5 protein-coding genes, 1 tRNA gene and 1 pseudogene are annotated in these 13,206 nt (G+C 66.4%); all 7 read right to left on the bottom strand.

What is annotated here, in order from left to right; translation table 11 throughout:
• Positions 1-12 precede the first annotated feature (12 nt).
• Positions 13-86, bottom strand: a tRNA-Gln gene (locus M529_RS36760).
• Positions 87-320: 234 nt separating this feature from the next.
• Positions 321-4,577: a DNA-directed RNA polymerase subunit beta' gene (gene rpoC / locus M529_RS36755; protein ID WP_021318265.1), complete on the bottom strand. Its 4,257-nt coding sequence runs from the start codon at positions 4,575-4,577 to the stop codon at positions 321-323.
• A gap of 83 nt (positions 4,578-4,660) precedes the next feature.
• The gene (gene rpoB, locus M529_RS36750; RefSeq protein WP_021318264.1) at positions 4,661-8,824 is read right to left on the bottom strand and encodes a DNA-directed RNA polymerase subunit beta; all 4,164 of its coding nucleotides are present in this window, start codon (positions 8,822-8,824) and stop codon (positions 4,661-4,663) included.
• A 337-nt stretch (positions 8,825-9,161) separates the two neighbouring features.
• Positions 9,162-10,502 carry a cell wall hydrolase gene (locus tag M529_RS36745; protein ID WP_021318263.1) on the bottom strand — a complete coding sequence of 447 codons (1,341 nt, stop codon included), beginning with the start codon at positions 10,500-10,502 and terminating at the stop codon, positions 9,162-9,164.
• Positions 10,503-10,574: 72 nt separating this feature from the next.
• Positions 10,575-11,492 carry a cysteine synthase A gene (cysK, locus tag M529_RS36740; RefSeq protein ID WP_021318262.1) on the bottom strand — a complete coding sequence of 306 codons (918 nt, stop codon included), beginning with the start codon at positions 11,490-11,492 and terminating at the stop codon, positions 10,575-10,577.
• Positions 11,489-12,793 carry an MFS transporter gene (locus M529_RS36735; protein ID WP_021318261.1) on the bottom strand — a complete coding sequence of 435 codons (1,305 nt, stop codon included), beginning with the start codon at positions 12,791-12,793 and terminating at the stop codon, positions 11,489-11,491. The genes cysK and M529_RS36735 overlap by 4 nt, the downstream gene beginning before the upstream one ends.
• A 225-nt stretch (positions 12,794-13,018) precedes the next feature.
• Positions 13,019-13,206, bottom strand: a pseudogene (locus M529_RS36730) (ATP-binding protein); the annotation flags it as partial.

Genomic DNA, 13,206 nt, shown 5'->3' with positions numbered 1-13,206 from the left:
CAGAAAAAAGTTTGGATGCCCGACAAGGATTCGAACCTTGATTGACGGAGTCAGAGTCCGCTCTCTTACCATTAGAGGATCGGGCACCGGAGCAAGGCCGTGCCCCGCTCGGAGACGCGCAGATAGGCTGGGGCCGCGCATTGGTCAAGAGGGTTTGCGAAGGTTTGCGCCCTCCGTGCGCAGGAGCGTGGAAAAGGAAAACCCGCCGGAACGTGGGGGAACGTCCGGCGGGTCGTCTATGCTCCCGATGGAGAGGGAAGGCATGGGAGCCGCTTCCCATGTAGGAAGCGGCCGCCCCATTTCAAACCTCTACCTTCGTCTTAGTCCATATCCTCGGTGGTGAAGTCCTCACCCTGAACCGCGCCCAGCGGATCGTCGCCGATCGCCGCTTCCGGGCCCTGCGCCAGTTCGGCGGCATGCTCCTCGGCCGCGGTCTTCGGCGCGATGAGATGCGCTTCGTTGGTCGACCGCAGCGCCGCACGCAGCGCCGCGTCGCGTGACGATGCCGCCACGCGCAGGCGGTTCATGCCGGCGCCGGTACCCGCCGGGATGAGGCGGCCGACGATGACATTCTCCTTGAGGCCGACCAGCGTGTCCTTCTTGCCCTGGACCGCCGCCTCGGTAAGGACGCGGGTGGTTTCCTGGAAGGACGCGGCCGAGATGAACGACCGGGTCTGCAGCGACGCCTTGGTGATGCCGAGAAGCACCGGCTTGCCTTCGGCGGGCTGCTGGCCCGGGGAAAGCTTCGCGTTGATCTCGTCCATCTCCTCGCGGTCGACCTGCTCGCCCACCAGCAGCGTGGTGTCGCCGGACACGGTGATCTCGACCTTCTGCAGCATCTGACGGACGATCGTCTCGATGTGCTTGTCGTTGATCTTCACGCCCTGCAGGCGATAGACCTCCTGGATCTCCGCGACCAGATATTCGGCCAGCGGCTCGATGCCGAGCACCTCCAGGATGTCGTGCGGGTCGGGCGAACCACCGATCAGGTTGTCGCCACGCTTCACATAGTCGCCTTCCTGGACGTCGATCACCTTGCTCTTGGGGATCAGGTACTCGACCGTCTCGCCGCCATCCTCGGGGACGATGGCGATCTTGCGCTTCGCCTTGTAGTCCTTGAGGAACTGGACGCGGCCCGACACCTTGGCGATGATGGCGTTGTCCTTCGGCTTGCGCGCCTCGAACAGCTCGGCGACGCGCGGCAGACCGCCGGTGATGTCGCGGGTCTTGGCCGCTTCGCGGCTGACACGCGCCAGCACGTCGCCGGCCTGAACCTGCGCACCGTCGTCGACCGACAGGGTCGCACCCACCGCCAGCATGTAGCGGGCGGCCTCGCCGGACGCATCGTCCAGCAGGGTCAGGCGCGGACGCAGATCCTCCTTCGACCGGGCGGAGCCACGGAATTCCGTGACCACGCGCTGGGCGATGCCGGTGGCTTCGTCGGTCTGCTCGGTCAGCGTCTTGCCGTCGATCAGGTCCTGATACTTCACGACACCAGGCTTTTCGGTGATCACCGGCATGGTGAACGGATCCCATTCGGCGATCCGGTCGCCCTTGCTGACGGCCGCGCCATTGTCGAACAGGATGGTCGCGCCATAGGGTAGGCGATGGGTCGCGCGCTCGCGGCCCTCGCTGTCGATGATCGCCAACTCGCCATTGCGGGCGAGGCTGAGGCGACGGCCATTCTTGTCGACGATGGTCGGCATGTCACGCAGCTCGATCGTGCCGTCCGCCACCGATTCCAGGTTCGACGTCTCGTTGAAGTTCGCCGCGCCGCCGATGTGGAAGGTCCGCATGGTCAGCTGCGTGCCCGGCTCGCCGATCGACTGCGCCGCGATGACGCCGACGGCCTCGCCGATGTTCACCGGCGTACCGCGGGCCAGGTCACGGCCGTAGCACTTGGCGCAGACGCCCATCTTGGACTCGCAGATCAGCGGGCTGCGGATCTTCACCGCCTGGGTGCCGATGGCCTCGATCTTCGCCACCAGCGCCTCGTCCAGCAGGGTGCCGATCGGAACCAGCACGCTGCCGTCCTTGCTGTCGACGATGTCTTCCGCGGTCGTCCGACCCAGAACACGCTCGCCCAGCGAGGCGATGACGGAACCGCCCTGGACGATCGCCTTCATCTCCAGCGCCTTGTCGGTGCCGCAATCCTCCTCGACGACCGTGCAATCCTGCGACACGTCGACCAGCCGGCGGGTCAGATAGCCCGAGTTCGCCGTCTTGAGCGCGGTGTCGGCCAGGCCCTTGCGGGCGCCGTGGGTGGAGTTGAAGTACTCAAGGACGGTGAGGCCCTCCTTGAAGTTCGAGATGATCGGCGTCTCGATGATCTCGCCCGAAGGCTTGGCCATCAGGCCGCGCATGCCGGCGAGCTGCTTCATCTGGGCCTGCGAACCGCGGGCACCGGAATGGGCCATCATGTAGATCGAGTTGATCTGCGCCAGCCGGCCCGTTTCCGGATCCTTCGGCATAGCCCGGATCTCGTCCATCATGGCGTTCGCGACCTGGTCGCCGCAACGGCTCCAGGCGTCGATCACCTTGTTGTACTTTTCCTGCTGCGTGATCAGGCCGTCCTGATACTGCTGCTCGTAATCGGCCACTAGCGCCTTGGTCTCGTCGACCATCGCGGTCTTGGAGTCCGGGATCACCATGTCGTCCTTGCCGAAGCTGATGCCGGCCTGGAACGCGTGACGGAAGCCCAGCGCCATGATGGCGTCGGCGAACAGTACCGTGTCCTTCTGGCCGGTGTGACGGTAGACCTGGTCGATGACGTCGCCGATCTCCTTCTTGGTGAGGAGGCGGTTGACGACGTCGAACGGCACGCGGTGCGACTTGGGCAGGCATTCGCCGAGCAGCATGCGACCGGGGGTGGTCTCATAGCGCTTCATATACTGCTTGCCGGCCTCGTCGGTCTGCGGAACGCGGCTGATGATCTTCGAGTGCAGCGTGACCGCCTTGGCATAGAGCGCCTGGTGGACTTCCTGCATGTCGGCCAGCAACATGCCTTCGCCCGGCTCGCCCTCGCGCTCCATGGACAGGTAATAGATACCCAGAACCATGTCCTGCGACGGAACGATGATCGGCTTGCCGTTGGCGGGCGACAGGATGTTGTTGGTCGACATCATCAGCACGCGCGCTTCCAGCTGGGCCTCCAGGCTCAGCGGGACGTGCACGGCCATCTGGTCGCCGTCGAAGTCGGCGTTGAACGCCGAGCAGACCAGCGGGTGCAGCTGGATCGCCTTGCCCTCGATCAGCACCGGCTCGAACGCCTGGATGCCCAGGCGGTGGAGCGTCGGCGCGCGGTTCAGCATGACCGGGTGCTCGCGGATCACCTCGTCCAGGATGTCCCAGACCTCCTTGCGCTCCTTCTCGACCCACTTCTTGGCCTGCTTCAGGGTCATGGACAGACCCTTGGCGTCGAGACGGGCGTAGATGAAGGGCTTGAACAGCTCGAGCGCCATCTTCTTGGGCAGGCCGCACTGGTGCAGCTTGAGCTCGGGACCGGTCACGATCACCGAACGGCCCGAATAGTCGACGCGCTTGCCGAGCAGGTTCTGGCGGAAACGGCCCTGCTTGCCCTTCAGCATGTCGGACAGCGACTTGAGCGGACGCTTGTTCGCACCGGTGATGACGCGGCCGCGGCGGCCATTGTCGAACAGCGCGTCGACCGCCTCCTGCAGCATGCGCTTCTCGTTGCGGACGATGATGTCCGGCGCGCGCAGCTCCATCAGGCGCTTCAGGCGGTTGTTGCGGTTGATGACGCGACGATAGAGGTCGTTCAGGTCCGACGTCGCGAAGCGGCCGCCGTCCAGCGGCACCAGCGGGCGAAGTTCCGGCGGGATGACCGGGACGACGTCCAGGATCATCCACTCGGGACGGTTGCCGGACTCGAGGAAGCTCTCGACGACCTTCAGGCGCTTGATGATCTTCTTGGGCTTCAGCTCCGACTTGGTCGTCGCCAGCTCGTCCATCAGCGCCTGCTTCTCGCCCTCCAGGTCGAGGTCCATCAGCATCTGCTTGACGGCCTCAGCGCCGATGCCGGCGGTGAAGGCGTCCTCGCCATATTCATCCTGCGCGTCGAGCAGTTCGTCCTCGGTGAGGAGCTGGAACTTCTCGAGCGGGGTGAGGCCCGGCTCGGTGACGATGTAGCTCTCGAAGTAGAGCACGCGCTCCAGCTGCTTGAGCTGCATGTCGAGCAGCAGGCCGATGCGCGAAGGCAGCGACTTCAGGAACCAGATATGCGCGACCGGCGCGGCCAGTTCGATATGGCCCATGCGCTCGCGGCGGACCTTCGAGACGGTCACCTCGACGCCGCACTTCTCGCACACGATGCCCTTGTACTTCATGCGCTTGTACTTGCCGCACAGGCACTCGTAATCCTTGATCGGGCCGAAGATGCGCGCGCAGAACAGGCCGTCACGCTCGGGCTTGAACGTGCGGTAGTTGATGGTTTCCGGCTTCTTGATCTCGCCGAAGGACCAAGACCGGATGCGCTCGGGGGAGGCCAGACCGATCTGGATCTGGTCGAAGGTCTCCGGCTTGGCAATCGGATTGGCGAAGTTGGTCAGTTCGTTCATTTTTCATTCCCTCTAGAGGGTAAATTCTCGGAGCGGGCTTGGGGGAGGGAGCGCCGCCCCAGGGGCAGCGCTCCGTCATTCCCTTATTCCGCCGCCGCCGCGAAGCCGCTGTCGTCCTCGACCTCGTCCATGGACGCGAGTTCGACGTTGAGGCCCAGCGAGCGCATTTCCTTGACGAGCACGTTGAAGCTCTCGGGGATGCCGGCCTCGAAGGTGTCGTCGCCCTTGACGATCGCCTCATAGACCTTGGTGCGGCCGACCACGTCGTCGGACTTCACCGTCAGCATCTCCTGCAGCGTGTAGGCGGCGCCGTAGGCCTGGAGCGCCCACACCTCCATCTCGCCGAAGCGCTGGCCGCCGAACTGCGCCTTGCCGCCCAGCGGCTGCTGTGTGACGAGCGAGTAGGGGCCGATGGAACGGGCGTGGATCTTGTCGTCGACCAGGTGGTGGAGCTTCAGCATGTAGATGATGCCCACGGTCACCTTGCGGTCGAACTTGTCGCCCGTGCGGCCGTCATACAGGTCCGACTGGCCCGACGAGTGCAGCCCGGCCAGCTCCAGCATCCGCGACACGTCCGCTTCGCGGGCGCCGTCGAACACCGGGGTCGCCATCGGCACGCCGCGCGACAGATGTTCGGCAAGGTCCACGATCTGCTCGGGGGTCCGCGCCTCGATCTGGTCGGCATATTGCTCGCCATAGGTGTCGAGCAGTCGTGCCTTGACCGCATCGGGCATTTCGCCGCCCTGCGCGTTCGGATTGGCTTCGCGCCATTCCTCCAGCGCATGCTTGAGCTGCTCGCCCAGGCCGCGCGCGGCCCAGCCGAGATGCGTCTCGAAGATCTGACCGACGTTCATGCGCGACGGCACGCCCAGCGGGTTGAGCACGATGTCGACATGGGTGCCGTCTTCCAGGAACGGCATGTCCTCGATCGGCAGGATGCGGCTGATGACGCCCTTGTTGCCGTGACGGCCGGCCATCTTGTCGCCCGGCTGCAGCTTGCGCTTCACCGCGACGAAGACCTTGACCATCTTCAGCACGCCCGGGGGCAGCTCGTCGCCGCGCTGCAGCTTGTCGACGCGATCCTCGAACTTCTCGACGATTGCCTTCACCGCCTCGTCATACTGCGCCTTGACGGCTTCCAGGTCGGCCTGGACCTTGTCGTCCTCGACCGCGAACTTCCACCATTCGTGGCGCTCGACCTCGCCCAGCAGAGCCTCGTCGATGACGATGCCCTTCTTGACGCCCTTGGGCGCGGCTGTGGCGATCTGGCCCAGCAGCATTTCCTGCAGGCGGTTGAAGGTCGCGCGGTTGAGGATCGCGCGTTCGTCCTCGCGGTCCTTGGCCAGGCGGTCGATCTCCTCGCGCTCGATCGCCATCGCGCGCTCGTCCTTGTCGATGCCGTGGCGGTTGAACACGCGGACTTCCACGACCGTGCCGGCGACGCCCGGCGGCAGGCGCAAGGACGTGTCGCGTACGTCGCTCGCCTTTTCGCCGAAGATCGCGCGGAGCAGTTTCTCCTCCGGCGTCATCGGGCTCTCGCCCTTCGGCGTGATCTTGCCGACCAGGATGTCGCCCGGCTCCACCTCGGCGCCGATATAGACGATGCCCGCCTCGTCGAGGTTGCGCAGCGCTTCCTCGCCGACGTTAGGGATGTCGCGGGTGATGTCCTCCGGCCCCAGCTTGGTGTCGCGGGCCATGACCTCGAACTCCTCGATATGGATCGAGGTGAAGACGTCATCCTTCACGATCCGCTCGGAGATCAGGATGGAGTCCTCATAGTTGTAGCCGTTCCAGGGCATGAACGCGACCAGCGTGTTCCGGCCCAGCGCCAGCTCGCCGAACTCGGTCGACGGGCCGTCGGCGATCACGTCGCCGGCCTCGATCAGGTCGCCCACCTTCACCAGCGGACGCTGGTTGATGCAGGTGTCCTGGTTGGAGCGCTGGAACTTCTGCAGCGTGTAGATGTCGACGCCCGACTGGCCCGGCGTGATGTCGCCGGTCACGCGGATGACGATACGGGTCGCGTCCACCTGGTCGACGATGCCGGCACGGCGGGCGGCGATGGCGGCGCCGGAATCCCGGGCCACCGTGCCTTCCATGCCGGTGCCGACGAACGGCGCCTCGGCACGGACCAGCGGCACCGCCTGGCGCTGCATGTTCGATCCCATCAGCGCGCGGTTGGCGTCGTCATTCTCCAGGAAGGGGATGAGCGAGGCTGCGACCGAGACGAGCTGCTTGGGGCTGACGTCCATCAGGGTGATGTGGTCGCGCGGCGCCATCAGGAACTCGCCGGCCTCGCGGGCCGAGATGAGGTCCTCAACGAAGGTGCCGTCCGGGTTCACCTCGGCGTTCGCCTGGGCGATGGTGTGCTTGGCCTCTTCCATCGCCGACAGGTACACGACCTCGTTGGTCACCTTGTGGTCGATGACCTTGCGGTAGGGCGTCTCGATGAAGCCGTACTTGTTGACGCGGCTGAAGGTCGCGAGGCTGTTGATCAGACCGATGTTCGGGCCTTCCGGCGTCTCGATCGGGCAGATACGGCCATAGTGGGTCGGATGGACGTCGCGGACCTCGAAGCCCGCGCGCTCGCGGGTGAGGCCGCCCGGCCCGAGTGCCGAGACGCGACGCTTGTGCGTCACTTCGGAGAGCGGGTTGGTCTGGTCCATGAACTGCGACAGCTGCGAGGAACCGAAGAACTCGCGCACCGCGGCCACGGCGGGCTTGGCGTTGATCAGGTCGTTCGGCATCACCGTCGACACGTCGACCGACGACATGCGCTCCTTCACGGCGCGCTCCATGCGGAGCAGGCCGACGCGATACTGGTTCTCCAGCAGCTCGCCCACCGAACGGACGCGGCGGTTGCCGAGATTGTCGATGTCGTCGATCTCGCCCTTGCCGTCCTTCAGGTTCACCAGTTCCTTGACCACGGCCAGGATATCCTCGGTCCGCAGCGTGGTGACGGTGTCCTCGGCGTCGAGGTCGAGGCGCATGTTCAGCTTCACGCGGCCCACGGCCGACAGGTCGTAGCGCTCCGGATCGAAGAACAGGCCGGCGAACAGCGCCTCGGCGGTCTCGCGCGTCGGCGGCTCGCCGGGGCGCATGACGCGATAGATGTCGGAAAGCGCCTGGTCGCGGTCCTCGGCCTTGTCGGCCTTCAGCGTGTTGCGGATCCAGGGGCCGGTCGACTGGTGGTCGATGTCGAGCAGCTCGATCCGGTCGATGCCCGCCTTGTCGAGCTTCTCCAGATTCTCAGGGGAAACCTCGTCGCCCGCCTCGATATAGATCTCGCCGGTCGCCTCGTTGATCAGGTCGAACGCGCTGTAGCGGCCGTAGATCTCCTCGGTCGGGATCAGCAGCGTTTCCAGCCCGTCCTTCTCGGCCTTGTTGGCCGCGCGAGGCGAAATCTTGTGGCCGGCGGCGAAGACGACCTCGCCCGACTTGGCGTCGACGATGTCGAAGGCCGGCTTCATGCCGCGCCATGCCTCGGCGGCATAGGGGATCTGCCAGCCGCCTTCGCCGCGGACGAAGGTCAGCTTGTTGTAGAAATAGCCCAGGATGTCCTCGGCATTCAGGCCCAGCGCATAGAGCAGTGCCGTCACCGGCAGCTTGCGCTTCCGGTCGATGCGGACGTTGACGATGTCCTTGGCGTCGAACTCGAAGTCCAGCCAGCTGCCGCGATAGGGGATGACGCGCGCGGCGAAGAGGTACTTGCCCGACGAGTGGGTCTTGCCCCGGTCATGGTCGAACAGGACGCCCGGCGAGCGGTGCATCTGCGACACGATGACGCGCTCGGTGCCGTTGACGATGAAGGTGCCGTTCTGGGTCATGAGCGGCATGTCGCCCATGTAGACGTCCTGCTCCTTGATATCGAGCACGGAGCGGGTTTCGGTGTCGGCGTCCACCTCGAACACGATCAGGCGCAGCGTGACGCGCATCGGCGCGGCGTAGGTGATGCCGCGCTGGCGGCATTCCTCGACGTCGTACTTGGGCTCTTCCAGCTCGTAATGGACGAAGTCCATCTCGGCGGTGCCGGCGAAGTCGCGGATCGGGAAAACGCTGCGCAGCGTCTTTTCCAGACCGGAGACATAGCCGATCTTGGGGTCGGAGCGCAGGAACTGCTCGTAGCTCTCCCTCTGGACCTCGATCAGGTTCGGCATCTGCACCACTTCGTGGATGTCGCCGAACACCTTGCGGATGCGCTTCTTCGCGCCGGTGTTGCTGATGGGGGGGAGAGCCTTGGTCGCCATGCGTTGTCCTTGCCTTCTTTCGTCGCATTTTCCGCATCCCGGCGGAAATTCAGTCCGGCGCGGACGATGTCGAGGGCCTGATTCGCCTCGATTCGCCACGCAAAAAAGTGCGGGCCGGGACTGTCCGATCCGCACTCACAGCGTCTGTGAAACCCGTCGAAACCGCCCCATTCCGCCGACATCGTGCGCTATTCGTTGTCGGTCCCCGAGCGGTTCGGGGGACGGTCCGCCTGCGCCAGGAAGCGCGGAACGGACCGGATTTGAGTTGCCCATATAGGAAAAGGAGCGGGACTTGTGAAGGGGGGCGATGCAAGGAACGCGGGATAGCGACCGTCCGCTATTGCGAGGGGCCCTGTGGCGGGCCTGCCGCGGGTGCCGCCGGCTGCGACGCGACCGGCCCGATCTTCACCGTCTCGAACCGCTCCTTCCGGCGCACGCCGGCCAGCTCCGGTACGGTGGCGACGACGGGGGGCGGCGCGGCCGCCGGCACGCGCTGGCGCATGCATTCGCTCTTGCTGGCGCGCGGCGACTGGGCGCAGTTCCACAGTGAGCGCTGCAGCCCGGTCGCGATATTGTGGATATAGGCGAAGCTCATCGATTCCAGCTGGTCGCCGGACAGCGGCAACCCCGCCGGCGCCGATCCCGCGCGCCACGCCATGATGCGGCATTCCGGCCGCCCGGCGCAGAAGGTCTGCGCCATGGCGGGCCAGCTGTCGGCTGGCGCGTTGCGATCCAGTTCCACCAGGAAGCTCTTCGCCCCCGGCGCCACCGCGATCAGCCGCGCGCCGCCCACCGCCTTGCCCACGGACGCGGCGTCGATCGCCTGCTTCGGCCGGGCCGCCAGATCCGCCGCCGCTGCGAGCATCGGCGCCGTGCCTGTCCCGGGCAGCGGCGGCGCGTCCTTGTGGGCAAGCGAGAAGCGGGCGATCCGGGCGATCACCGGCTCGCCGGTCTCGCCCGATCGGCGGAAGGCACCCGGCGTGCCCCACCAGCCCTGCCAGCGGAAGAAGAGATGGGTGCCGACCGACGCGATCTTGTCCAGGCTGCCGCTCCAATAGGGCACGACCCAGTCGGTATGATAATGGGTGGCATAGCCCACCGGCTTGTAGACTTGTCCGGCCAGTGCGCCCCTCGCGATCTCCCGTGCGCGATCCCAGGCGGCCTGCGACGGCGTGCGGGCCAACGCCCCGTCGCAGGTAAAGGTGAACTGGCATCCGGTGGCGCGCTCCTGTCCCTGGAACACGACGCCGCAGACGGTCTTGGGGAAGGCGGGGTGGCGCACCCGGTTCAGCACCACCTGTGCGACCGCGCGCTCGCCGGTGGCATCGTCCCCGGCTTCGTAGAGCTCTGCCGCCGCCAGGCAGTCGAGCGCGCGGGCGAGATCGGTTTCCGATCCTGTGAAGACGAACGGCCGGGCGGCCGGATTGGGGCCGCGGGAAAAGGGGACGGCGGCGTTGAACGCGCGCGCCTGGTCCCGCTCCAGCGCATAGACCTCCACCGGCTCGACGGCAGGCGGGGCGGCCGCCGGCCGCTTCGCCCGGGCCATCGCCGCAATGGGCCGGTTCGCGCCTTCGGGCCGGGGGCGGCTTTCCCAGGCGGCGACGGCAAAGGGCAGGCCGACGAACAGCAGCGCCCAGAGCAGCCAGATCGGCAGGGAAGGGGTATCGGTTCGGGTCACCTGATGTCTCGCTCACGCCTCCGTCCGCGTCCGGCCAACGGCCGCGCGAACGGAGGACGGAGGTGCTGTGCCTTATTCGGGCAGGAAATCGGGCACCGACAGATAGCGCTCGCCAGTGTCATAGTTGAAGCCCAGAACCCGGGAGCCTTCCGGCAGTTCCTTCAGCTTCTGCGCGATCGCCGCCAGCGTCGCGCCGGACGAGATGCCGACCAGCATTCCTTCCTCCCGCGCGGCGCGTCGGGCGAATTCCTTGGCGTCGGCCGGATCGACTTGGATCACGCCGTCGAGCAGCTGGGTGTGCAGGTTCGCCGGGATGAAGCCCGCGCCGATGCCCTGGATCGGGTGCGGGCCGGGCTGGCCGCCGCTGATGACCGGGGAGAGCGTCGGCTCGACCGCAAAGACCTTCAGGTTCGGCCACTGCTTCTTCAATACCTCGGCGGTGCCGGTGATGTGGCCGCCGGTCCCCACGCCCGTGACCAGCACGTCGATCGGCGCGTCGGCGAAGTCCGCCAGGATCTCCTGCGCGGTGGTGCGGACGTGCACGTCGATATTCGCCGGGTTCTCGAACTGCTGCGGCATCCACGATCCGGGCGTCTGCGCGATCAGTTCCAGGGCGCGCTCGATCGCGCCCTTCATGCCCTTTTCGCGCGGGGTGAGGTCGAAGCTGGCGCCATAGGCCAGCATCAGCCGCCGGCGCTCGATCGACATGCTCTCGGGCATGACCAGCACCAGCTTGTAGCCCTTGACCGCCGCGACCATGGCGAGGCCGATGCCGGTGTTGCCCGACGTCGGCTCGATGATCGTGCCGCCGGGCTTCAGCGCGCCGGAAGCCTCCGCCGCCTCGATCATGGCGAGCGCGATGCGGTCCTTGATCGATCCGCCGGGATTCGCGCGTTCGGACTTGATCCACACCTGCGCGTCGCCGAACAGCCGGTTCACGCGGATATGCGGGGTGTTGCCTATGGTTTCCAAGATGTTGGAGGCCTTCATATCGCTTTCTCCTGAGTGACGTCCGCCTCTCCGATGTCGGGTGGGTCGAAACTACGCGCAAGACGCAGCTCGGGAAAGAGCCGCGCCCAGATGAGGGTAATGATAATCGCGCCGATGCCGCCGCCGATGACCGCCGCGATCGGCCCGACCAGCGCCGCCAGGAAGCCCGATTCCGCCTCGCCCAGTTCGTTGGAGGCGGAGATGGTGAGCTGCGACAGGCTCGACACGCGGCCGCGCATCGCATCGGGCGTGTGGAGCTGGATCAGCGACTGGCGCACATAGACGGAGATCATGTCGGCGCAGCCCAGCACGATCAGCGACCCGATCGCCAGCTCCGTCGCGATGGACCGGGGCGCGAAGGCGGTGAGGCCAAAGCTGACGGTGGCGAGGCCGAAGACGATGACGGCAACCAGCATCTTGAGGCCGACCTCGCGCTTCAGCGGGCGGATCGAGAAATAAAGGGCGGTAAGGCCAGCACCGATGCCGGGCGACGCGGCCAAGTGGCCCAGGCCCGCCGATCCCACATGCAGGATGTCGCGGGCATAGACCGGCAGCAGCGCGGTCGCGCCGGCCAGCAGCACGGCGAACAGGTCCAGCGTGATCGCCGCCAGCACCAGCCGGTTGCCGCGGACATAGGCGAAGCCGTCGATCATCTGCTGGATCGGGCGGCGGCTGGTGTCGCGTGGCGGCTGGGGCACCGGGCCGATCATCATCATGCCCGTCAGCGCGAAGCCGAACAGGCCGGCGGCGAGCGCATAGGCGATCCAGGGTTCGGCCGCATAGGCATAGCCGCCCAGCGCGGGACCGATGATGATGCCCGTCTGCATCGCCACGCTCGACATGGCGATAGCGTTGGGCAGCACCTCGCGCGGGATCAGGTTGGGGGCGAGCGAGCTGTAGGCCGGGCCGTTGAAGGCGCGCGCGATACCGACGATCGCGGCGATGCCGAAGATCAGCGGCAGGCTGACCCAGCCTTCATAGGTGGCGAAGGACAGCAGCCCGGCCGACAGCATCAGGCAGGTCAGCGTGATCCGCGTGATCGTCCGCCGGTCGAAATGGTCGGCGACCCATCCGGTGACCGGCGTCAGGAAGAAGAGGGGCACGAACTGCGCCAGGCCGATCAGGCCCAGCTGCGCCGCTGCCCCCGACGTGCTCATCGTCTCGCGCGCGACGTTGTAGGCCTGCCAGCCGAGCACGATCATCATCGCATATTGGGCCAGCACGGCCGCAAACCGCCCGACCAGATAGGCGCGGAAATTCGGGAAGGTCAGCGGATGCCGGGACGGCGCGGGATCGGTCATGCGCGGTCCTTAGCGACTGGCAGGGGGACGCGGCAACCATTTGGGGGCGAAAGGCCGGGCAGTATTTCTCAAGCGAGGGATACCGGAAGTTGAGCGGAGGATGTGGCCGTCCGCTTCCACCTCCGTTCGCCCTGAGCTTGTCGAAGGGCTGTCCTTTTCTTCGGGAAGAGCAGGGCAGGGCTTCGACAGGCTCAGCCCGAACGGAGTTTGACTCTTATAGTCGCTCTATTTGAACAGGCTGCCCAATATGCCGCGGACCAGCTGCCCGGCGATGCCGCCGGAGGACGACCGTCGGCGCGATCCGCCGAAGACGGCCCGGCCCAGCTCGTTCGCGACTTGGCGCCCGACCGAGGAAGCGGCCGACCGGGTCGCGGACTGCACCGCCTTGTCGAAGGCGGACGGCTTGGCCGCCT

It is taken from the genome of Sphingobium ummariense RL-3 (assembly GCF_000447205.1).
In the GTDB taxonomy this organism is placed as follows: Bacteria; Pseudomonadota; Alphaproteobacteria; order Sphingomonadales; family Sphingomonadaceae; genus Sphingobium; species Sphingobium ummariense.
Note: the sequence above shows the minus strand (reverse complement) of the source record. Positions and strands in the feature narration are given on the sequence as shown.

Excerpts from the sequence above, each read along its gene's own strand:
- rpoC (WP_021318265.1), bottom strand. The coding sequence starts at position 4,577 with ATGAACGAACTGACCAACTTCGCCAATCCGATTGCCAAGCCGGAGACC.
- rpoB (WP_021318264.1), bottom strand. The coding sequence starts at position 8,824 with ATGGCGACCAAGGCTCTCCCCCCCATCAGCAACACCGGCGCGAAGAAG.
- cysK (WP_021318262.1), bottom strand. The coding sequence starts at position 11,492 with ATGAAGGCCTCCAACATCTTGGAAACCATAGGCAACACCCCGCATATC.
- M529_RS36735 (WP_021318261.1), bottom strand. The coding sequence starts at position 12,793 with ATGACCGATCCCGCGCCGTCCCGGCATCCGCTGACCTTCCCGAATTTC.